This is a genomic window from Desulfosarcina variabilis str. Montpellier (assembly GCF_048565275.1).
GTDB lineage: Bacteria > Desulfobacterota > Desulfobacteria > Desulfobacterales > Desulfosarcinaceae > Desulfosarcina > Desulfosarcina variabilis.
Genome location: NZ_CP159846.1, coordinates 5,366,028 through 5,388,625, shown reverse-complemented (window position 1 = coordinate 5,388,625; position 22,598 = coordinate 5,366,028). Strand labels below are relative to the sequence as shown.

General features: G+C 51.6%; 15 protein-coding genes and 1 pseudogene. 8 read left to right on the top strand and 8 right to left on the bottom strand.

Features of this window, described 5'->3' with window-relative positions; translation table 11 throughout:
* Positions 1–17: 17 nt before the first annotated feature.
* The 4 genes from Dvar_RS24340 (at position 18) to Dvar_RS24325 (ending at position 6,148) form a co-directional block, all read left to right on the top strand.
* Positions 18–2,033, top strand: coding sequence for an adenosylcobinamide amidohydrolase (locus Dvar_RS24340; protein ID WP_419655718.1), 2,016 nt, complete (start codon positions 18–20; stop codon positions 2,031–2,033).
* A gap of 156 nt (positions 2,034–2,189) precedes the next feature.
* Positions 2,190–4,160, top strand: a complete 1,971-nt coding sequence (locus Dvar_RS24335) for a TonB-dependent receptor plug domain-containing protein (RefSeq protein ID WP_419655717.1) — start codon at positions 2,190–2,192, stop codon at positions 4,158–4,160.
* A 122-nt stretch (positions 4,161–4,282) separates the two neighbouring features.
* Entirely contained in the window at positions 4,283–5,062 is a 780-nt protein-coding gene (locus Dvar_RS24330; RefSeq protein WP_419655716.1) for a sirohydrochlorin cobaltochelatase, read from the top strand.
* Positions 5,063–5,317: 255 nt separating this feature from the next.
* A complete protein-coding gene (locus Dvar_RS24325) occupies positions 5,318–6,148 on the top strand; it encodes a hypothetical protein (protein ID WP_419655714.1) in 831 nt (276 codons plus the stop codon).
* Between the two features lie 219 nt (positions 6,149–6,367).
* Here Dvar_RS24325 and tnpC read toward each other — a convergent pair whose 3' ends face one another.
* Complete coding sequence (gene tnpC, locus Dvar_RS24320) at positions 6,368–7,783, bottom strand: IS66 family transposase (protein WP_419655713.1); 1,416 nt, start codon at positions 7,781–7,783, stop codon at positions 6,368–6,370.
* Positions 7,784–8,006: 223 nt separating this feature from the next.
* Between tnpC and Dvar_RS24315 the strand changes: the two are divergent.
* The 3 genes and pseudogenes from Dvar_RS24315 to Dvar_RS24305 form a co-directional block, all read left to right on the top strand.
* Positions 8,007–8,213, top strand: a pseudogene (locus Dvar_RS24315) (transposase); the annotation flags it as partial.
* Positions 8,214–9,615: 1,402 nt separating this feature from the next.
* Complete coding sequence (locus Dvar_RS24310) at positions 9,616–9,840, top strand: type II toxin-antitoxin system Phd/YefM family antitoxin (RefSeq protein WP_419655712.1); 225 nt, start codon at positions 9,616–9,618, stop codon at positions 9,838–9,840.
* Positions 9,840–10,226: a type II toxin-antitoxin system VapC family toxin gene (locus Dvar_RS24305; protein ID WP_419655711.1), complete on the top strand. Its 387-nt coding sequence runs from the start codon at positions 9,840–9,842 to the stop codon at positions 10,224–10,226. Before Dvar_RS24310 ends, Dvar_RS24305 begins: the two co-directional genes overlap by 1 nt.
* Before the next feature lie 150 nt (positions 10,227–10,376).
* Here the strand turns inward: Dvar_RS24305 and Dvar_RS24300 are convergent, their stop codons facing one another.
* From Dvar_RS24300 to Dvar_RS24270, 7 genes are all read right to left on the bottom strand, one after another.
* Complete coding sequence (locus tag Dvar_RS24300; RefSeq protein ID WP_419655710.1) at positions 10,377–10,736, bottom strand: L-rhamnose/proton symporter RhaT; 360 nt, start codon at positions 10,734–10,736, stop codon at positions 10,377–10,379.
* Positions 10,737–10,804: 68 nt separating this feature from the next.
* Positions 10,805–11,875: a hypothetical protein gene (locus tag Dvar_RS24295; protein ID WP_419655709.1), complete on the bottom strand. Its 1,071-nt coding sequence runs from the start codon at positions 11,873–11,875 to the stop codon at positions 10,805–10,807.
* Positions 11,865–14,222, bottom strand: coding sequence for an SNF2-related protein (locus Dvar_RS24290; RefSeq protein WP_419655708.1), 2,358 nt, complete (start codon positions 14,220–14,222; stop codon positions 11,865–11,867). The genes Dvar_RS24295 and Dvar_RS24290 overlap by 11 nt, the downstream gene beginning before the upstream one ends.
* A 145-nt stretch (positions 14,223–14,367) precedes the next feature.
* Positions 14,368–15,579 (bottom strand): ABC transporter permease, encoded by a 1,212-nt coding sequence (locus Dvar_RS24285; RefSeq protein ID WP_419655707.1) that lies wholly within the window; start codon positions 15,577–15,579, stop codon positions 14,368–14,370.
* A 340-nt stretch (positions 15,580–15,919) separates the two neighbouring features.
* Positions 15,920–16,612: an ABC transporter ATP-binding protein gene (locus Dvar_RS24280; RefSeq protein WP_419655706.1), complete on the bottom strand. Its 693-nt coding sequence runs from the start codon at positions 16,610–16,612 to the stop codon at positions 15,920–15,922.
* A complete protein-coding gene (locus tag Dvar_RS24275; protein ID WP_419655705.1) occupies positions 16,609–17,907 on the bottom strand; it encodes an efflux RND transporter periplasmic adaptor subunit in 1,299 nt (432 codons plus the stop codon). The genes Dvar_RS24280 and Dvar_RS24275 overlap by 4 nt, the downstream gene beginning before the upstream one ends.
* Entirely contained in the window at positions 17,904–19,346 is a 1,443-nt protein-coding gene (locus Dvar_RS24270; protein WP_419655704.1) for an efflux transporter outer membrane subunit, read from the bottom strand. Before Dvar_RS24270 ends, Dvar_RS24275 begins: the two co-directional genes overlap by 4 nt.
* A gap of 1,086 nt (positions 19,347–20,432) precedes the next feature.
* On the opposite strand from Dvar_RS24270, the gene Dvar_RS24265 reads away from it, so the two are divergent.
* Positions 20,433–22,574 carry a TonB-dependent receptor gene (locus tag Dvar_RS24265; RefSeq protein WP_419655703.1) on the top strand — a complete coding sequence of 714 codons (2,142 nt, stop codon included), beginning with the start codon at positions 20,433–20,435 and terminating at the stop codon, positions 22,572–22,574.
* Positions 22,575–22,598: the final 24 nt, after the last annotated feature.

Here is a 22,598-nt window from a genome sequence, read left to right as displayed (position 1 = left end):
ATAACCTGGAGAGCGCCGTGAACTTTGAAATAAACAATAAACGATGGTGGGTGTTGATACTCGTCCTGGTCTTTTGGTCGGGATGGTGGTCAATTGTCTGGGCATCGCCGGTTGATATTACCGATGACGCTGGACAGGCAATCCATTTTGAACAAGCCCCCAAACGTGTGGTGTCGCTGGTACCGTCAGCCACGGAAATCATTTTCGCCATTGGTGCTGAAGACGCCTTGCGCGGCATAACCTATCATAGTGCCAGCCTACGCGGTGCAGGTGAGAAAATTCTTGTGGGCGGATTTTTCTCGCCCGCAGCCGATCGAATCACGGCGCTCCGGCCCGATTTAGTGATCGTGTCCTCATTGCATTCAGCCTTGGTGAAAAAACTGGATGCCGGTGTGCCGCTGATGGTCATGCAAACCCGTCATATGGACGATGCGTTTCGGCATATCAAGCTGTTGGGCACGCTTTTTGACCGGCCGGTGGCAGCGGATCACCTGATTACCAAAAACCGGCAGATGCTTGACCTGATTGCCCAAAAGGTCGCCGCGATTCCTCAGCCGCAACGTAAGCGAGTCATGCGCCTGATGGGATCGGGTCGAATCATGACGCCGGGCAACGACTCATTTCAAAATGAGATGATCAAAGCCGCCGGCGGGATCCCGCCTGATCTGGGCAAAAGCGGCGCGGTGGTCCCGGTAACCCCCATGGAGTGGGCGGCTTTCAACCCGCAGGTTGTTTATGGATGCGGCACGGATGGCAAAGCAGCCAAGGCCCTTTTGCAGCGCGATGGATGGAATGGCGTGGATGCGGTAAAAAATCATAAAATATATACCCTGCCTTGTGATCTGACCTGCCGGGCCGGGGCTCACCTGGGCGACTTCGTGGCCTGGCTGGCATCACTGATCTATACCGAAAATTTTTCCGATCCCGGCTGCGAGGTGTTGCCTCGCAAAGTGGTCCACACCCGGCCGATCAGCATTGACCTGCCCTATGTGAAAAAGGCATGCGTTGCCACCAGCACGATTCAAGATTTTACCAACAAGAGTTTGATTGTTGATTTTAAAATCCCGCTGTCGGCGGTTTCGACCCTGGAAGGAGAACGGGAAGGGCTTCTCACCATCGGTAACCATTATTCGTCACCGCCATGCTGGCCGCTAATGCCCATGGGGGGATTGGAACCGCTTCATCAAATGGTCTACCCGGTGATCGACAGGCAGGCCTCCACCAGTTCGTTTCTTTTTACCGGCGCCGATATGGATAAACTGGCCGTGAAAAAAGAAACTTTCAAAGCGATGACCGTCTACGCCCTGGTCACGGCCGGGGTGCGCGGCAATGCCGTGAGAATGGGTACGGATACCGGAAATTATTACGAGCCGGGCACGATCAACATGATTTTTCTGACCAATATGCGGCTCAGCAAACGGGCCATGACCCGGGCGATCATTTCCGCCACCGAAGGCAAGAGCGCCGCCCTGCAGGACCTGGACATCCGAAGTTCCTTTAATCCGTTGACTGCGGCAGCAACCGGAACGGGAACGGATAACATCATTGTGGTCGATGGACAGGGCCCTTTTGTGGACAATGCCGGCGGCCACTGCAAGATGGGTGAATTGATCGCCAGGGCTGCCTATGCCGGTGTCAGGGAGGCGATTGCCAAACAAAACGGTATTATTGGTAAACGGGATGTGTTTCAGCGGCTTCGCGACCGGCAACTCAGTGTTTCCCGGCTGGCCCATGGAATCGACTGCAACTGCCGGGACGAAGATTCCACCCTGGCGGGAAGGGTGGAACAGGTCCTGCTGGACCCTACCTACGCCGGCTTTCTTGAAGCGGCCATGGCCATCAGTGACGGTGCCGACCGTCAAACGATCAACAACTTCGAGTGGTATGGAAAGTGGTGCCTGGCGATCGCCGGTGACATCGCCGGACAAAAGGTCGAGCGATTAAAGACCCAGGTGGATATCAAGGACCTGCCGACACCGCTGGCCATGGCCATTGATGCTGTTTTTACGGGTGTTTTGCTCCGTGAGCGGTGAGCGGTGATCGGTAATCGGTGAGTGGTGGATGGAAAATTGAGAATTATTGATTGCCTGCTTTTTGTAGGAGCTGGCCATGCCTGCGACAATGAGTTCATTCGATAGGTACCAAATGCGGTCACGTTGGGAATTCCGGGGGGAAGAAAGAGGAGAATCGTGGAGAAAAGAAAAAGTGTGAAACAAAAGCAGTTTGTCGATCAACACACGAAAAAGATGCGTCTTCGTTTTTTATTGACACCGATGGGGTGGATGTTTTTAGTCATGCTATTGCTTCCCTGGAGCATGGCTGCCGCCCAGGAGAGTCACGGTCACGGACATGGCCATGCCGCCCAATCGAAAGATGCAACGGCGATGGACAGCATCGTGGTGACAGCTGAACGGATCGATGCCTTCATCGAAAAGAATCCTCAGCAGGTGGTTATATTGGGGCTTGAGGAAATCGAAAAACGGAATCTGCTCAGTGTGGAAGAGGCGCTGAATACCATGGCCGGCGTAGACGTGAAAAAAAGCTCGGGCATCGGCTCGCGGATTTCCATTCGTGGCTCCGGAAAAGCCGGCGGTGTTCTGGTGCTGCTCAACGGCCGGCCGCTCAACAGCAGCCAGTACGGTGGCGCGGATATCTCCTCGATTCCCATCGATATCGTTAAATCGATTACCGTTTTCAAACCGCCGGTGCCGGTCTGGCTGGGAGCGGGGGCAAGCGAAGGGGCCATTGTGATCACAACCCGGGACAGTGTGGATGCCCGTGACGATGAATCCAAGCACGTTACGCGTATCCGTGGCGCCGGTGGTTCCTATGGCCAGGTAGAGGGTACGGTAAGTCACCGCTATTCAATGAAAAAGGGCGGTGCCATGGTTACGGCCAGCGGCAAGCATCGCGACGGCAAGCGAACCAACAGCGATCGGGATAGCGGAGACTTATCCTTGCATTGGGACCGGGAACTGGGTGCAGGAAAGCGGGTTGAACTGAACGGGCGCTATTACCTGTCGGAATACGGTTCTGCCGGCCCGGAGGACAATCCCACGCCGGATGCTCGCCAATCCTATCAAAAGGGCTCTCTGGACAGTCGGCTGAGTGGAATTATCGGTTCGACGGGTGATTATGCCTTGAACCTGTACGGGGACCTGATCGATTTGAAAGATGAAAGTCAGTCCGAATTGGTGTCCACCCTGGACAACCAGAAATACGGGCTGAAAGCTGAGAACAATTGGACCGATGCGGAAGAAAAATGGGGACTGCAACTCTCCGGCATCCTGGAGCGTGACGATGTGGACCATACCCTTTCCGGCACCCACCATCGGACCACCGCCGGGCTCGGCGCTCAAGCGGACCGCAACTGGCAGGCCTTTTCTGTGACCCTTGGTGCCCGCGGCGATTACACCAGTGACTTTGACGTAAATCCCGGGTTTTCCGGTGGCCTGCGCTATAGTTTGGCCAAGCATTGGGCCATCAAGGCCAATGCCGGTTACACGGTGAATATTCCTAACTTTGGCCAGCTTTATCAGCCCAGCCATGGCAGCATCGATCAGTCTCGTGGAAACCCGGACCTGGACAAAGAGAAAATCTGGTCCTACGACCTGTCAACCGAGTTCCGCAAGGGGAAGTCGCACTCATTTCTGGTCACCTTGTTTCGATCCGATGTCAGTGATCCCATCACTTATGAGCGTGGTGATGACCTGATCTACCGGCCGGTGAACGCCAATCGCAGCTGGCGACAAGGGGTGGAGGCGGCCTGGAAATACGCGCTTGACTTGGGGCTGACCATGGATGCCAGTGCGGTTGTCCAGGACTCGGAAATCGAAGAGACCGGCAATGAACTGACCTATACACCGCGGGTGAAACTCAAGCTGGCACTGCTATACACCCTTAAATCTGTCGGTACCCGACTGGAAACAACGGTGCGTTATCGCAGCAAACAGTATAGCGAGTCTCAAAACCGCGAGGACCAGAGCCTCGATGATTACACCACCGTGGATTTTAAAGCCATCCAGCCGTTTAAAATCAAGAAACTGGCTGTAGAGTGGTTTGTCAATCTCGATAACCTTTTTGATAAACGATACGAGGTTCATCACGGATACCCGGATGATGGTTTCAGATTTCTCACCGGGCTGAATCTGACGTTCTAACTAAAAACAGTTCACAGTTTACGGTTCACAGTTCACCGGCAACCGATCACTGATCACCAACAACCGGCAACCGACAACCGATCACCGATCACCGGTCATCGTTTCCCAAGGAGGAATACCCAATGCAAAAAAACACACCGATTGTCCTGGCCGCCTTCGGTACCACATCACGGGCGCTTGATACCTACAGCTTTATCGACACTGCCGTTAAAAACGCTTTTCCCAACCATCCGGTGCGTTGGGCCTACACTTCCCGGATGGTGCGATCGCACATGAAAAAGAAGCATCAGGCTAATATGAAAGATCCGGTTCAGGTTCTGGATGAACTTTCCGGTCAGGGATATGGCTGGGCCGTGGTGCAAAGCATGCACCTGATTTGTGGTCATGAGTTCTACCGGTTGCTGGATGAGGTGAGAGAAAGTCGCCTACGTACCAGCATGGGACTCCCATTGTTGACGTCCCCTGTCGACTACCGACAGCTTACCGATGCGATATTGGGGAATGGTTTGGCAGGCGATGGCACGGCAACGGTGTTGATCGGCCATGGCACCGATCACCCGGCATGGACCGCCTATCCGGCGTTGCAGCAAATCATTCAGGTTTCCGGCGTCAACATCCATGTGGCCACTGTCGAAGGCGAGTCGGCGATGGAACAGACGGTCGATCGTGTTATGCAAACCGGCGTCAAGCATGTGCATCTGGTGCCTCTGATGCTGGTGGCAGGCGTCCATCTTCAAGAGGACATTGCCGGAGACGAGGATTCCTGGAAACAGGCGTTTTTGGATGCCGGTTGCAAGGTGACGGTCAAGGAAAACGGGCTTGGCAAACACCCTGCGGTTGTGGACATCTTTGTTCGGCACATTCACGATGCCCTGGCGATTATTCCTGAACAAACGCTTTAAGTTTGCTTTTTTGTATACTACTAGTTGAAAATAATTATACTTTTTTTGATGTTTAATGAATGACTGAATGTAGAAAAACAAATTTTAGAGAATTCTTTAACTTTCTAATAATATTCATAATAAAAGAAAACTAAAAAAGAAAAATATGTAAAACTAGTGAAGCCAGTTAAAGCGCTTTTACTACTGACCCGATAAATTTTGCGAAGACATCGTCCAACACATTTGGGCGATATTTCGTAAAAGGGGTCAGACGGTATGATAAAAAAATGTGTTTTTGGCTTTGTTTTTTTGGTGATGCTTTTTCAGCTGTCAGTTTGCCATGCTGAGTCGAACTATGAAATAAATATCTTCGGCATCAACATGAAGACATTCAAAAACAGCAATTGGATCGAAGTGGCGGCGGGGGCGTTAAGCTCTGTTTTGGTCCATGAAATGGGACATGCCTTATATCTGACCTCTCAGGACAAAGATTGGGAGCTTTCGGCAGCGTTTTCCGGCCTGGCCATTGAAACGGATGCCCACCTTTCAAATGCTCAGTACCGAAATTTTGGGCGTGCCGGATTTGCTCTGCAATCCCTGGTCGGGGCCTTTTTGACATTTTTTGACAGCACCCGGAACTCTGATTTCACCAAGGGATGGGTCAGTATGAATACTTTTCAAATTTCTACTTATTCGCTTCGCAGCCATCATGCAGGGAGTGATTTTGAATTAATTGAAAAGGGTAACGGCAATAAAGAATTGGAATTCAGTGCGTTTGCGTTTATCAGCGAGTACAACAAGATCAATGCCTTTCGTCCCAATACGTTGCCCATTGGCATCACGCCCAAGGCGACTGAAGGAATCCAATCATGGTCATTTTCAAACAACGACAGTGACATGCTACAAGACCAAAGGGATCTTTTTTCGCTGACCATGCCGAAAATCGATCCAAAGCAAATGTATTCATCCAATAAGAATGATCAAATCCCTGATCTCTCCGGTTTCAAACCCCGCGAGTCCTTCCCCGAATCACTTTCAAATCTGCAACTTGTCGCTTTGGACCCAGACACAATAAAACTAAGTCCTTTGTATAATACTAAAATGTAAGGCTTGGAATAAAGCAACCGCCTATCGCCATCATCACCATCATCGTTCACCTGGCGGGTTGTTTCAAAGGCGGCCTCAGGATAATCAAGGGCCTCGATGGTGTTCTCTGAAGCTCCTTTGAGGCACATATCAAAAAATGCCACAATGTGGTCGTTGATAATCTCAAGACTCAGTAGGGGGCAATGTAACGATTTACATCCCCATAGAAAAGGCAGCATTTTATACAGCTGGGATAGGAATGACAATTCCTTTGCGCCCTTGCGCAAGAACTTCCGCGATATAGTTCCAGGGATCAATGTTTCTTAGCCGGCATGTTTCGATGATGCTTAGCGTCGCCGAAAATGAGAGGCTGCCCTCGGTTGTACGGGTGCCAAAAGTGATTTTTCGGAATAGAACCACCCACCGCAGGGCACGCTCGGCTTCATTGTTCGTGGCTGGCAAGCCGGGATTTTTAACAAACGCCACCACCGCATCGCAATCATTTAAAATCTCTTTTGCCAGAGCTTTTAATTTGGCATGATCTGATTTGGATCCCAGATTGCAAGCCCTTTTTAAGCGGGCGAGGATTGGGTTGCATTTTTTCTTGCCATCCTCGCCCTGGGCCATTGTCTTGATCAGCCCTCGCAGTTTCCTCAAGAACCAATCCCCGGCTTTCTGAGCATCCTCGTTCACCGCGCCCGTTAACGCAACGGCTTTTCGGATTAAATGGGCCAGGCAGCGCTGTCTTTTCGAGTAGCTTCGATAAGCCCCATAACCATCGGTGATCAGCCACCCGAAAAAGGCTTCGGTGATCAATTCCAACAGTACCTCTTTTTTACGGGTACCGATTCGATAGATTGCCGTTGTCTTGCTGATTGCCACCCAAACCCATAAAAAGATGCCCTTCTGGTACCAGGGGGTCTCGTCCAGATGGACTTGCTCTTCTTTTTGTAATTCCTTTATCAACTCATCCACCACGGGATTACAGGCAATGCCGACTTCTCGAATTGATTTGCAGATCAGACCAATGGACAGCTCAAAATTCAACCAGTTTTGAAGAAATTCCTTGATTTTGTTGCGGGACATACCGCAGCGGCGATTCAATGCCGCTATGAAAGTGGCGAGCATCGGACCGACCATCGTATACTCGCTCAATTTGATGTTTCGTTTGCGGCCTTCCAAAATCGATACATATCCTTCACCGGGTTGCTCGATGTTATCATGCCCGCACTCACAAACGGCGCTATAATAATAATGAAGGGTACAGGTGATTTCCAAGCCGTTTGGATTTCTTTCCAGCTCATAGGTATAAAAACCGGTGTGCGGCGATACCTTCAAGGCAAGTTTTTTCTCGCAGATGATGCACTGCTGCGGATGATGATGTTCGATATAATCGGCTTTAGGTTTTTGTGCTCGCCAAAAGCCTTGTGAGCCGGGTTGACGCCCTGCGTTACGTTTTTGACTGTCATCGGATGCTGTGGGAGCGTTTCGATCTTCAACGGGTTGATCATCGACTGCGGGGTTATCACCGTCTTTTTCTTGATCCTCGGTCTTGGATTCTTTGGACGGATCTGCTTTATCTTTCTTCTTAAAAGGATCGTCTGATGACGGAGGCCTGGAGCTGTTGCTGGAATCCTGGTTTAAATTCTCATACAATTCGATCCCGAAATCACGAAGCCTCAACGTCAGCGAGACTAAATCCGATTTATTCAGGCGGTTTAAAGATTCTATACTGATTTGATTCAGGTCATCCGGGCTAAATCGATTTTTCCGCTTATTCTTCACAACGTGAGAATATCAGATTGAAATCAATTTGTCTTGTTAAAAGGCTATTCCTCATTGCATTCTCTATGGGGGTGTGAGTCGTTACGAAGAGACTGACATGTGTCGCAGTCACTATGTTTACAAAAAGCTTCGACAGTTCCGCGCCGGAATCGAATCGGGAATATCCTGGCTCAAACGCAGTTTCGGCTTGACCCGTTGCACCTGGAAAGGATTTCGCTCATTCAAAAGCTACGTGCTTTCATCGGTTGTCGCAGCCAACCTGCTAACGATTGCCCGAAAGCAATTGGCAACTGCGGCTTAGGCTACGCCTGAAAACAGCCGGGTATCAAAAGCGAGTAAATAGCTGCGTCCGAGGAAGCGCATCTGTGAGCATTTGCCCATATTGAGACTGGCTTGGTTGTCTACTGCTGCCTTGGAGAATCTTCGCCCCAATTTTACTTCTCGTCACACGGCTGAAAACAGCAATTTATGGATGGGAACTAAATAGTAAATTTTATTTAAATAATATTAATTAGCTAACATACAGCAACTTAACACATTATGATATCATAAATATAATACGCAAGTTGTTTTGGTAGATTTTCTGCTTTATATAGTAGAAGCTGCTTTGCCAATTATTTAACAACACTAAAAAGAAAAAAGAAGGCAAGCATATTATCCTTCAAATAACTCAGGCATAAACTTATTTTGCTTTAGGTTCTTTCTATATTTTTAGGACTGGAAGTTTGAAAAGTACTCAATTATCAAATGTTATGAACATATGCAATAATTATTTTAAAAAGTTCTATAGAATTTAACAAATATTATTTGATCAAAATACTAAGGGCTCGCACAAAAATAATTTCACATTTTCAGCGCCCATCCATCCCGCTCAGCGGCGTTGCGAAAACACGGAATATGCCTGATATTCCTTTGTCTTCGCGCCTTGCTGAGCGGGCGCCTGAACACTGACAATTTGTGAATTTATTTTTGCGCGAACCCTAATTTCAATTCACAATTTTAAAAATACTTAACCACTTCAAAATTTGATCAATTTTATTTTTTTAGAAGATCGCATTGTTGTAATTTGGTCCATGAGATTCCGCATAAAGGGGTCAAGTCTGCTTTTGACTCTTATTGAATTAATAAAAAGCTAAAAGCAGACTTGACCCCTATCCCGGTACCACCATCGAAGGAATCTGAAGCAATTTGACGGCATCCAGATTATTGACGCCACCACCTTCATCCAAAGGTAAAAGGGGAATGAAGAAAGGGTGCCGCCGCTTGAGACCTGTCCGAACAAAGGACCTGTCATGGTCCTTGCGGCTTCTGACGTAATCCAGCCTCACTTATCCGACAGTGGAATACATCTTTATTCTCACCGGCACCATCATCTGATAAATTGGATCATATTTTCAGGGGGCAATGACCACGCCAGTCGAACACCTTCAACCGCCGTTTGTCAAAATCAGATTTGATACGACTTGTTGAGATATTTAGAACTGTCCCAGACAGTTCCAAACACCTGAATGGCAATTGTCAAGAAAAATAGGGACAATTTATGATGTATTTTATTTTGAACATAAATGATGTAATATACATCAAATGTCAAAGGTTAAATGAACCATTTTCAAAAAGGCATGTTATGAAATGCATTATGCCAAGAAAATCAAAATTGAAATTACCACCGAATGTAGCCGCAAACAAAAACAGGAGCATATAAAATGCTTAACATCGATATCAACCAGGCCAAGCAAATCTTTCTGGAGCTGATCGAAAAAACCGTCAGCAATGGCGAGGTCATTATCACTAAGAACGGTCAACCCTTTGTTAAAATTGTTCCGCTGGTAAAAACCAAAAAAGAACGCAAATTCGGATCAGCCAAGGGCCTGATCAAAATGCCCGACGATTTTGACCAACCACTCAACGATTTCAAGGATTATATGTAATGCGTGCTCTGATAGATACCAGCACGTTTTTGTGGTTTATTTCCGGTAGCGACAAGCTAAGCGTCGATGCCCGCCGCCATATCGCCGACTTGGACAATGAAATTTTTATCAGCGCAGCCAGCTTGTGGGAAATTGCCATAAAAACAAGCATCGGCAAGCTTGAGCTTTTGCTTCCGTTCGATCGGCTCATCTCGGAACATCTGGAACAAAATGCTATAACGGTTTTGCCCATCGAGAAAACGCACCTATTCAAATTAATCGATCTGGTTTTTCACCATCGGGATCCTTTTGACCGGATGATCATTGCCCAGGGGCTTACCGAACAACTACCGGTGATCACGAGCGATGCTGCCTTCAGTCAGTATCCAGTTCAAGTGATATGGTAGACCTCCCGCACATAACGGTGCCCACCCGCCACCCCAAAAAAGGAAACAGCGGTTAAAGAAGAAAAACCCTTCAACCTCCGTTTGTCAAAATCAGATTTGATGCGACTTATTGAGATATTTAGCGCTGTCCCTTACTTTTCTGATGCCGGATCAGGTGAGTTTGACGATAAATGTGGAAGCGATGAGGATCAAGATACCGACGATCAGTACGACAATGGTCTTGCGATCCACACCCTTCCATTCTTTCAGGAAAAGGCCCCAAATATTGGCCATGGCAATGTTCAGGGCCATCAGGATGCTCCATGCAAAAGCATCCATCGATGCCGGCAGCAGGCTTTTGCCCATCCCAAAAAAGTGAAACTGGATGAACCACAGTACGCCGGCGAGAAAGGTAAGGGCCACATTGTTCAGTAACACGCCCGCCGATACCCCAAAATAATCCCTTTTAAAAGGCACATAAAAACTGGCGGCACCGAGGCTGCCAATGGCAATGAGAAGGATTCCGATCATTTTGGTTTGTTTGCCCCCTTTACCCTTTATTGATTGCGATATTGCTTATATCCGGCTTTCACCGTCGGCTATTTTGAACCGCCGGCACAGACAGGGCATGCTGGCGCGCAGCCGGGACACAGCAGATGTAGCCTATCGCAGAAATGGATGCTGGTCGCGGGTTGCCCACAACCGTCGCAAACCAGGGGGTCCAGGGATTTGTTGATGGGATTATAAAACAGGGTGAAGGGTTTTTTGCGGCGGCCAATGGTGGCCTGGCAGTACAACTTGACGGCCGGCGTGCGGATCAGCATAACGCCGCTGAGCCTGATATTTACCTTAATACTGTATTTTTTAAACAGGTCGTCCTTTTTCTTGGCCATTTCCTCTGGTATCAGCGCAATTTTTTCTTGTCTGTCCTTGATTAACTCTTTGGACAGGCCGCTGCGCTTCAAGTTCTCGGTCATCTCCTGCTTCAATTCGGTGTAATAGGCTTCAAGGTTGGTTACATCCCTTTTGAAACGGCGATTCATGCTGTCACGGAAAGACTGGATCTGGGCATCAACCCAATTGGGTGCCTGGCGGTTGACCCATTGGACGATGGACTCGATTTTTTCGGCTTCAAGGGGGCTGCAGGGGCCACCCGGCTCAAATTTTTTTTCAGCGGCGTCCAGCATCTCTTCCAGGTTGACGACCGGTGCACCGGTTTCAAGATTAAAGGCCAGGGGAATCAACCCCTCTTTTTGTTCATCGCTCTGGGCCAGGAAACGGCAGGTCAGCAACAGGTAATCGGTGCGTATTTCGGCCGTGTTGTCAACGCGACCAATGGCACCGTGAAAGGTGAACCCCTCCTGGATTAGTCTGTCAAATCCCTGGCTTTTGAGGTAGTGAAAGCCAAGCTGGACGATGGTCAAGGGGATCTGCTTTCCAGCGACCTGAGTGATGGTTTCCAGCAACGGGGAACCGTAGTTGACGCTGTAGTCTTCCGGTGACTCGCTTTCCACGGTCAGGTGGCAATACTCCGGGATGCCGATTTGCTTTGCCAGGTCCCCAGGCGCGAGCACATCCAAACCGGTCCCCCGTTTTTCGACCACAGCCCCCCGGCAGGCAAAAAAACGGCTCACAAACGATTCTATGGCGTGGTTCGAATCAGAGCTCATAATTCTCTCCGAAAAGGTTCTCATCCAGTTGCTTGGTGGTGTGGTAGCGTGTTTTGGACCGCTTGAGCTGCGTGGCCAACTGGTCGAAGCCCTTTTGACGCGCTTCCGGCACTGCCGCATCCATCCAGATTTCGTACACACGGTCGGAAAAATCCTTCTCGCCCCGGACGCGGCCGAGAACCATTTCGATCTCACCGATCACCATCTCGAACATGTTGATTTTCCGATCCAGGATTTCCAGGATGTAATCCTCGATGCTGTTGGCCGCGCAAAGGTTGAAAATACGTACCTCCTTCTCCTGGCCAATACGATGAATCCGGCCGATGCGCTGCTCGATTTTCATGGGGTTCCAGGGCAGGTCGTAGTTGATCATCTGATGGCAGAATTGCAGGTTACGCCCCTCGCCGCCGATTTCCGTGGTGACCAGAATATCGGATTGCGCCTTGAATTGCTCGATCTGTGCATCTTTTTCCGCGTTTTTCATCTGACCGTGAAACACGGCATGGGGTATTTTCTGCCAGGCGAGAAAATCAGAGATATGGTCCAGGGTGCCCATGTATTTGACAAAGATGATCATTTTGCCCGGTGTGCCGCGAATGAGCTTGAGCAGAACTTTGTTTTTCTGCGTATCCCCCATGGACCGGGTCAGATTGCGGATGGCCCTTATCTGTTTTTCATGATCCAGCAGCAGTTCCTTTTTTCCCAGCATGCGTGAAAGTGTCAATTCCACTGCCTGTGGAGAAGATCCGGCTTCGGCCAACAGATGTTTGAGCAACAGTTTGTTCCCGGTGCCGTTGGCCTGGTTGATGGCTTGAACCAAGGTGTTGATGCGTTCGTAAAGTTCTTTTTCCGCGCTGGTGGGATCGACCCGTACGGTTTCGGCAAAACGCGGGGGGATATTGATTTTGGCCACCGCCCGGGTATTGCGAATCATTACCTGGCCGAGCAGTTCCTTGAGGCGACTGCGGTTTTGCGGACTGGTCGGATCACCCTTGGTCATGAACTGCTCCCGAAAGGCCGACGCCGTTTTGAGCTGGCCCGGCTTGAGCAAGGTGATCAGGTTGTACAGCTCCATGAGGTTGTTTTCCACCGGCGTGGCGGTCAACAGCAGCAGAAACCGTTTCTTGAGCGCATTGACCAGCTTCCAGTTGAGGGTATTGCGATTTTTAAGGTGATGGGCCTCATCGACGATCACCATGTCATATTCGCGGGCGGTCACGGCATCGACGTTACGCTTGGATTTGGCCTGATTGATGGAGGCCAGAATAAACGGCTGCTCCCAGAACGTCCCATTGGACTTGCGAAAATCAGGATCGTCGGTGGATGGAAAATCAAGGGCGAATTTGGCTTGCAGTTCTTCCTGCCACTGGCTGACCAGCGGTGTGGGGGTCAGGATCAGGGCACTTTTAACCATGCCGCGCTGGATATACTCCTTCAGGACCACGCAGGCCTCGATGGTTTTGCCCAGCCCTACTTCGTCGGACAACAGGGCGCGTCCGCGAAGGCTTCTCATCACCTTGCGGGCGGTTTCTTCCTGGTACCACAGGGAGTGGACACCGGTAAGGTGGGGCAGGCAGATCAAGTTTTCAAAGGATTCCCTGAAGCGAATGCGCTGGGATTCCAAGGCGACCTGATATTGCTCGTAAGTTGAAGCCAAGCCGGCGGATAGGGGCGCTTCAAAGGACGCCCGGTCAATAACGACGGTGACAGGAATGTCCGGCAGCGAGGGCTCCGGCGTGGTAGGATTGGGAGGCGCTGCCGGTATTTTTTCCTTCGCCGGGGGCGCTTTTTTCTTTGCCGCCGGCGGCTTTTTTTTATGCGTGGGGCGGGCGGCTGCCTTCTGGGAGGTCGGGGTCGACCGTTCCAGTCGGGTTTGCAATCGATACTGGCAGTAACGCCTGAGTTGCTCTGCATCGGACCGGAGTTGCCGCCGGTTTTTGACCTTCAGGGACGGCATCCGATCGATCAGCAGATCAATCGTTTCCATGGCCAGTTCATACTTTTCTTTATCGACCAAGAGATTGGCAAACTGCGGTAAAAGGAGATCCTCCATCTGGCCGCTGCGGTACAACCGGGTCAGACCATCGAGCTTCACATCCGGGTCATCCATTAAGAATCCCAAATTGGCCAGGGCTTTGATGGAGTCGATGTCAGTCGGCGCCAGTTTCAGTGTTTTTTTAATAAAATGCAGTGCCTTGTCTAAATTTCCCTGGTCTTGATACCATTGGGATTCGGCGTAAAAAAAGTCGGCCCTGTCCGAGCGTGCCTCGGCATGCTGGGCTTTTTTACGGGCCTGAAGCTTATTCTTGCGTTTGGTTTTCTTTTTTTGTGCTTTGGTGGTCGCCATATGTTTTTATTTGCAGAAAAGTTGAATGGGTTGTCATTAGCAAAGATGATTGGTTCTGGCAACCCGCTGTCCAATTCAGCCTTAGCTCCACGCGTCCGGGCACGGGCAAGTGGGTATTGTCGGCGGTGAAGGAGATCAGCACTCATCACTCGTGGCGCAACGCGTCAATGGGATCCAGCCGCGCGGCCTGACGGGCCGGGAAATAACCGAATAGTATACCCACGGCAGCTGAGAAGAGAAATGCAACAATGATAATGCCGCTATTCAAAATAAACGGCACGCCCAGCACATGCGCACCAATGGCGGCCGCCGTCAATCCTATAAGGATACCCGCCAGCCCTCCAAAAGAGGAAAGGACCACCGCTTCAATGAGAAATTGCAGCAGCACATCACGGGCCAGTGCGCCGATGGCTAAACGGATGCCGATTTCACGGGTGCGTTCGGTCACCGAAACCAGCATGATGTTCATGATGCCGATGCCGCCAACCAATAGACTCACCGCCGCCACGGCGCCCAACAGTGCCGTCAGAACCTGGGTGGTGCCGGTGAGGGTGCTCATGAGCTCCTGCATATCGCGTACATGGAAGTCATCATCCTTGTCTTCCGGGAGGTGACGCCGTTGACGCATCAAACGCTCCACATCGGCCTTGACGGCCTTTGTCGATACGCCGTCGTGGGCGGACAGGTAGATGGCCCTGACCTCTCGATTACCGGAAATACGGCGTTGGAAGGTGTGCAAGGGGATGAGAATGAAATCGTCCTGATCCGTACCAAAGCTGGACTGGCCCTTGGCGCCAAGCACACCCACAACCCTGAATGAAAGCGTTTTTAAACGAATGGATTCATCGATGGGGTCCTGACCGCCAAAGAGTTCCTTGCGCACGGTGGCGCCGATGATGCAAACCGCTGCACCGGCGCCCAATTCATGATCGGTGAAGTTGCGTCCCAGAACCAGTGTCCAGTTGCGGACCTTTAAAAAGGCATCGGTGCTGCCGGTGATGGATGTGGACCAGTTCCGGCCCCGGTAAATGGCCTGGGTATTTGAATTGGCGGACGGTGCCACGGCCGCGAGTCCTGAAATTTCATCGCGGATGGCAATGGCATCGGCGATTTCAAAATTGTCTGCGCTGACGCGGGTGCCGCCGGGACCACGGATGTGCTGTCCCGGCCGAACCTGCAGCAGGTTGCTGCCCAGCTTGGAAATATCGGCCGTTACTTTGGCCGTGGCACCCCCACCGATGGTTACCAGGGTGATGACTGCCGCTACCCCGATGACAATGCCCAGGATGGTCAATGATGAGCGCAAGGCATTGCGGCGGATTTCACGTTGGGCGAGCAGGATGGTTTCCCATAGCATGGGGGCCTCCGAGTCGGTGATCGGTGATCGGTTATCAGTGATCGGTGATCGGTTATCAGTGATCGGTTATTGGTGATCGGTGATCGGTGATCAGTTATCGGTTATCGGTGAAAATAGGCTTAAGGTGTAAGGTTGAAGGGATTCTGTCATTGATAAACGACCAACAACCAACTACTCAACAAACTCAAAGAACCCAACAAACCCAAAGAACTCAACAAACCCAACCAACCAACCAACCAACCAACTAACCAACTAACCAACTAACCAACTAACCAACTAACCAACTAACCAACTAACCAACTAACTAACTAACTAACTAACTAACTAACTAACTAACTAACTAACCAACTACCCCCCCCTCAATCAGCCCATCCACAAAATGAATCCGGCGGTTGGCGTAAGCAGCCATCTCCGATTCATGGGTAACCATGATAATCGTGATGCCGCGTTCTCGGTTCAGGTCCGTGAGCAGTTCCATGATTTCCCGGCTGCGGGCCGAATCAAGGTTGCCCGTGGGTTCATCGGCCAGAATGACCTTGGGATCGGTTACCAGAGCCCGGGCAATGGCGACGCGTTGTTGCTGCCCGCCGGACAGCTCCGACGGTGTGTGCGTTTCCCAGCCGGACAGCCCTACGGCGGCAAGGGCACTGTGGGCCCGGCGGTGCCGCTGAACGGCTGGAATGCTGCGGTAGACCAGCGGCAGTTCCACATTTTCAAGAGCCGAGGTGCGATTGAGCAGGTTGAAGCCCTGAAACACGAATCCCAGGTAATGCCGGCGCAGCAGGGTGCGTTGATCTGCCGATAGTTTGCCGACATCCACCCCCTGGAAATAGAAAATTCCGCTGGTGGGCGTGTCCAGGCATCCAAGAATGTTCATGCAGGTGGACTTGCCCGAGCCACTGGGGCCCATCACGGTAACAAATTCACCGGCCTGAATGTCAAGATCAATGCCCTTAAGGGCCAGCATGGCCGCTTGGCCACGGCCGTACTGTTTGGTGACTTTGTCCAGGCGGATGAGTGGTGTGGCGGTCATCGGGTTACCCTGACCTGCTCGACGACCACCCGATTATCGGTTTGCAGATTCCCTCCCGTGACGACCGTTTTGGATCCGTCCGTGGCGCCGATGGTGATCATCACCGGCGTGAGTTGACCGCCTTGCAGCGTCCAGACCCGGTTTTGCTTTTGTTCTGTTTTGCGTGCCGGTCGGCGGCTGGGCCTACGATGAGGAGGACGGGGGAGGAGTTTTTGAATCAGGCTGCCCCGTTGTCTGGTGCCGGCGCGCTGGTCGGTCGGCGGAGAAAAGCGCAGTGCGGCATTGGGGATGAGCAGGGCATCGTCGATCTGATGAACCGTGATCGACGCGGTGGCGGTCATGCCGGGCCGCAGGGTCAAATCCGAGTTGTCCACATTGAGCACCGTGGCGTAGGTGACCACCCCCTCAAGGGCGTTGGCGCCATAGCGTACCTGGGTGATATGCGCCGGAAAACGACGATTGGGGTAAGCATCTACGGTGAACTGGGCGGGTTGCCCTTCCTTGACCGCGCCCACATCCGCTTCATCCACGTCAACGATCAGTTCCATACGGGCCAGATCCTCGGCCAGGGTGAACAGGACCGGTGCTTGCAGCGACGCGGCCACGGTTTGTCCGGGTTCAACATCCCGCGTGAGAACAATGCCGTTTACCGGAGAAACGATCACCGCCTTGGAAAGATCGGTTTCGTCCTCTTCCAGGGTGGCCTGGGCCAGCTGGACGGACGCCTCGGCCATGGCCTTGTCCGCCAGGGCACGGTGCATGGCCGCCACCGCGGCATCGATGTCGTTTTGTGAAACCGCCTTGTCCCCGCTGATTTCACGAAAACGGCGCAGACGCTGTTCCTGGTTGCGGGCTTCTTCGACCGTGGCCTGGGCCGAGAGTACCCTGGCCCGTGCCGATGCCAGCGACGCTTTGGATTGCAGGACCTTGGCCTTGAGTTTACTGGTGTCCAGGATGGCCAGGGGCTGCCCGATCTTGACCCGGTCATTGAAATCCACAACAACTTTTTCTACGATACCGGACAGTTCACTGCCCACCTCAACCTGGTTGATGGGCGCCAGATTGCCGGTGGCGGACACGGTGACCGTCAGTGCGCCGCGTTTGACCACCTCGGTTTTATACCGGGTGCGAACATCCGGCATGTTCCGGTCACGCCAGATCCAGAATCCCACACCGGCAAGAATGAGAAGAAGAAGTACCAAGCCAAATACGACAAGGCGGCGATGACCCGATTTTTTATCAAGGGCCAGGGTTTCAGTAATTTCGGAATCCGGGGCGGGGCGAAGATCGTTCACGGGGTTGATGCTCCTTTATCCAGCATGGATGGCGACCAACCGCCGCCCAATGCTTTATAGAGCCGAATCAGGTTGGCGGTCACGCTTCCGTCACTCTCGGCCAGTTGATCTTGAAAGGAAAGCAGGGTGCGTTGAACATCCAGAACATCGGAAAAATTGATCAGCCCGGCCGACAATTTATCACGCGAGAGTTTTTCGGCGATCTGGGCGGACTGCACTGCACGCATCAGTCGCATGCGCCGCAATTGCTCCTGAGCAAAGGCGGTCATGGCGTTTTCAACATCTTCCAATGCCTCCAGCACGGTTGTTTCATAAGCGATCAGGGCTTGTTCCTGTAATGCTTCCTGGACCTTGATGGTGTTGCGGATGGCCCCGGCATCAAAAATATTCCAGGAAATGCGCGGTCCATGATTCCAGAACAGGGCCGAACCATCTAAAAGGTCCGCCAGCTTGCCGGCTTCAAGGCCGATGGAACCGGAAAGGCGAATCTTTGGATAGCGCTCAGCCTCGGCCACACCGATGCGGGCGGTTTGAGCGGCCAGATCCCGTTCTGCTTTGCGGATGTCGGGGCGGCGTTGCAGGGCCTCGGCCGGAATGCCCACGGCAATGGTGATGGGGGCCGTGGGAATGGGATGCGGCTGGGTCAACAGCGCATTGAGCGTGCCCGGCGGTTTGCCGGTCAACACGGTCAAGCGGTTGAGTGCGGCGGCTCCCCCGGTCACCAGGCTGGGAATTCGGCTGCGGGTGCTTTCCAGGTTGTAGCGGGCCTGCTGGAGGGCCAGTTCATTGCTCAGGCCAACAGCATAGCGTCCCTGGATAAGCTCATAGGTTTCCTGCTGCGTGGCCAGGTTGGCCTTGGCCACGGCCAGGCGTGACTGATAGGTCCGCATATCAATGTAGTTAAGACCGATTTCGGCCGTCAACGAGACCATCACATCGGCCAGATTGGCCACCTCGGCTTGCAGGTCTGCCAGGGTTGCCTCCTTGGCACGGTGGACACCGCCAAAAAGATCCAGCTCCCATCCGGCATCAAAGGCGCCGCCAAAGGATTGCCGCACCGCCTGGGTGCCGCTGCGGCTCCAGGTGCCGTCGGCGGACAGGTCCAGTATGGGAAACCCGTCGGCATCACTCACGCCGCGGCGGGCGCGGGCTTCGCGCACCCGTGAGACAGCCTGTTTGAAGTCTAGGCTCTGGTCCAATGCCTGGTCAATCAAATCAGAGAGGATCGGGTCGTGCAGATTGGCCCACCAGGATTCCAGACGAGACGGATCCGGCGCCGTGACGTCCTCAGCGCCGCCAAAATCCGCCTGCCAGCTATCCGGTGTACAAATGTCGGGCGGCAAATAGTCCGGTCCCACGACAGCACAACCGCCCATCAGCAAAAAGATGACAATGATTATCAATAAGGGTTTTGAAAAGCGTTGATGACAATTTCTCATCTGCCAATGCAAAGACCTGAAATCTATCACACGCAATCGTATAAAGAAGAATGATTTTTCCAATCGCGTCTTTCTTTGTTGTCCGTCAATCAGCCGGGGAGAGGGAAAAGACGAGCATTCTACTAGATGATCTTTTTTAGTTTGTCAATTCTTTTGTACTACTCGAGAAACAAACCGTCAAATAGGAAAAAAATGATCTGTTCCGGCCGTTGTTAAGTAACCCATTACGCACTTGACCCGGCAGTGAATATGAGCTATATCTCGTTCTTTATCGGGTAAAATCGAACCTGTCTGCCAAGAAGGCGACAGTACCCGATAGACAGCCAGTACCGTTTTAGAAAATTATTATCCAAATAGATTGTTCACTAAGCCACGAAGGCTGGGGGGCCACGAAGGTAAGAAAAAGGGTGCCCCTGTTTTTTGTGGCTTTTTTGTTTTTATGGATCGTAAACGCTGCGGCCGACGGAGAGAACCTGTTTATGCGCAACAAGACGCGTCAGAATCCGGGACAACCGAGCAATAGGAACCCGTATCGGATTCTGATGCAGGGTCGGTTAAGAAGTTGGAAGATATTCTCGTTACGGGGAAAAGCGGGATGCAGGGGCTTGATGTCAAGCCCACCCAAACCACAATCGATGTCGACGATTTTGTACTTCATTGTGAGCTTGACCCCTCAGTGGATATGCGTTATATCGCGCAATCTGTTTGGTGAAAAAACGAATTCGCCACGAAGGCGACAACACCACCGGATAGATTCTCAGTCGCGCTTTATTTAATCATTAAAGACTTTACACTCACTATGCCACGAAGGCTGGTGCCAGGGAAGTATGGGATGGGTGCCGGTGCTCAGTTTTTGTGGCTATTTGTTTTTGTACTGTATTTAAGCTGGACCCGAAATGAGGAGTAAAAAAGGCAGCCGCATCCCGGCCAGGACGTTTTGGCTGCCTTTCGGATAGCGTCCCCGGCAAACGGGGGCTGCTTCTTTTTTTTTACACCGAAGCTGCCCCGGCGTCAATTCAAGATGCTGTTTTGCCGGTTGTTCATTAACCTTGAGTGTGAACCATTGACGAGGGGGAGAGTTGAAAAATGAGATGGTTAGGTGCATGTGCAATGTGGGTCAGTGTTGTTTTTGTAATTGGTGTGATTGGCGGCAGCCCCGCGTGGTCTCAGCAGGCGGATGCGGATTCCGAAACCGCCAGACAATTGGAAAAGGATGAGAAAACTGATTCGGAGTCGGTCAAGAAACTGGAAGATATTGTAGTCACGGGAAAAAGCGGAATGCCGGGGTTCGAGATTCGCCCCCAAAAAACCGTTATTGACGTCGATGACTTTTCGTCTATCGGTGGCGATAAAAGCAATATTCAGGATCTGCTCAAGACCCAGGCCGCCGTGGATTTTCGCGGAACGGACCAGGATCCCGGGGTTGATTCAATTTTTCTGCGGGGCTTTGATGCCAAGCGTTTTGTGGCCGCCATCGACTCGGTAACGGTTCAAAAAACAGGCGGGCGAAAATCGAGCAATATTGTCGATTATGCACTGCTGCCCACGTTTATGATCAAAGAGATCGAAATCCTTCCCGGCCCTCACTCAGCCTTATTTGACAGCAAGAGTATCGGCGGGGTGATCAACATGGTCACCCGACGGCCCGAGCGCCACGAGACCGCGAAACCCGATGTGTCTCTGACTTCAAGCTATAGTTCCTATGCGACGGTCAATATGGTTGGCACCGGGAGCGGTTCCATAAAGAATTTTACCTATGATGCCGCCTACCGCCACTATCAGACCAACGGTTACCTGCGACACAGCGAAACTGATATTGAAACCGTATACGGCCGTGTGGGCTATCTCTTGCCCGCCAATGGGTTTGTGACCGTCAGCGCGTCTAGTAGTGATACCGACAGGCATGTGGCGGTCAACAATCCTGGGGGAGAATATGGCGATTATGACAGCAGCTATCCGGCCACGGAAGATGGTGCCTTTGACCCGTATCAGGAGCCGACCTGGAATGGGGAGTCCTACCACTACCGAATGGACCTTGAGCAGCCCACCCCCATCGGCAAATTTAAAATAGGCGCCTACACTGGCAAAGACAATCGCCAACGGGCCTACTATGAAGACATGGGGGACACCGAGCCCAGCCTGATGAATACGGACTGGTGGCAAAAAGGCGGCAAACTTCAGGATGAGATCGAGTGGTCGGAGCATCACAAGACCACCATTGGTTTCGACATGGCAAAACTCTATGATGAGGGGCTCGATGATGACAAGACGGAACGCATCAACAAAAAGGGCGGTTACCTTCAACATCGCTGGGGGATCCTGGACAATGTCGACCTGACCTTAGGAGGGCGCTACGAAGCCGTCAAGATCTGGGTTAGCAATGAATCCCGAGGAGAGCTTCACAATAGCAGCTTCGATCGCTACATCGAGCGTGAATGGGATGAGTTTGTGCCGAAATTCTTCTCCACCTGGCGAATGGACGACATGGCCGCCTGGCTGCGTGACAGCTCGCTTTCGGCTGGCATCAGCAAGATCTGGCGCGCTCCGGATTACCATGGTGATTACAATCCCCAGGGCCGACCGGCTGGTGCGTTTCTGGAACCGGAGCACGGGATGGGCTACGATCTGATTTTCAACCGCCGCCTGTTCAATGACATCCAGTTCTCCATTGACTTCTCCTTTTACGATATCAATGACTTTATTGCCACCAACAGCGCTTATGACACAGCCTCCGATTACAGTGATTACAAGATCAATTTGGACGAGGTTTACCGCTATGGGGTGGATGTTGAGTTAAATGGTCACCTCATGGACAAACTTTCCTTTTATCTGGCCTACTCGTGGCAGGATTTTGACAACCAGGGAGATGAAAAAGCGGCTCAAACCGAGCTAGACCAGCGGGCCAAACACCGATTAAGCGCCGGTCTGCGATACGAGCTTTTCGAAAATACCAAGCTGATGCTGGACTACCGCTATCAAAGCGACGAAGTCACACAGGACTACACAGAACTTGAAAACGATGAATATTATTTTCAAGAGGTGGAAATTGATGCCTACCATACCTTTGATGCCGGCATCGAGCAGGTCCTGTGGAAGCAAAAAGGGCCGATTGAAGAGGCCAGCTTGAATCTTTATGTAAAAAACCTGCTCAATGCGACCTATTACGAAACCTCCGGTTTTCCGGCTGCTGATCGCACGGTGGGCGCGACATTGCGCCTGAGCTTTTAGCCGGATGATGGTTAAACGAATAAT

Excerpts from the sequence above, each read along its gene's own strand:
- Dvar_RS24280 (WP_419655706.1), bottom strand. The coding sequence starts at position 16,612 with ATGACCGCCACACCACTCATCCGCCTGGACAAAGTCACCAAACAGTAC.
- Dvar_RS24310 (WP_419655712.1), top strand. The coding sequence starts at position 9,616 with ATGCTTAACATCGATATCAACCAGGCCAAGCAAATCTTTCTGGAGCTG.
- Dvar_RS24300 (WP_419655710.1), bottom strand. The coding sequence starts at position 10,736 with ATGATCGGAATCCTTCTCATTGCCATTGGCAGCCTCGGTGCCGCCAGT.
- Dvar_RS24305 (WP_419655711.1), top strand. The coding sequence starts at position 9,840 with ATGCGTGCTCTGATAGATACCAGCACGTTTTTGTGGTTTATTTCCGGT.
- Dvar_RS24270 (WP_419655704.1), bottom strand. The coding sequence starts at position 19,346 with ATGAGAAATTGTCATCAACGCTTTTCAAAACCCTTATTGATAATCATT.
- Dvar_RS24330 (WP_419655716.1), top strand. The coding sequence starts at position 4,283 with ATGCAAAAAAACACACCGATTGTCCTGGCCGCCTTCGGTACCACATCA.
- Dvar_RS24295 (WP_419655709.1), bottom strand. The coding sequence starts at position 11,875 with ATGAGCTCTGATTCGAACCACGCCATAGAATCGTTTGTGAGCCGTTTT.
- Dvar_RS24290 (WP_419655708.1), bottom strand. The coding sequence starts at position 14,222 with ATGGCGACCACCAAAGCACAAAAAAAGAAAACCAAACGCAAGAATAAG.
- Dvar_RS24325 (WP_419655714.1), top strand. The coding sequence starts at position 5,318 with ATGATAAAAAAATGTGTTTTTGGCTTTGTTTTTTTGGTGATGCTTTTT.
- Dvar_RS24265 (WP_419655703.1), top strand. The coding sequence starts at position 20,433 with ATGAGATGGTTAGGTGCATGTGCAATGTGGGTCAGTGTTGTTTTTGTA.
- Dvar_RS24285 (WP_419655707.1), bottom strand. The coding sequence starts at position 15,579 with ATGCTATGGGAAACCATCCTGCTCGCCCAACGTGAAATCCGCCGCAAT.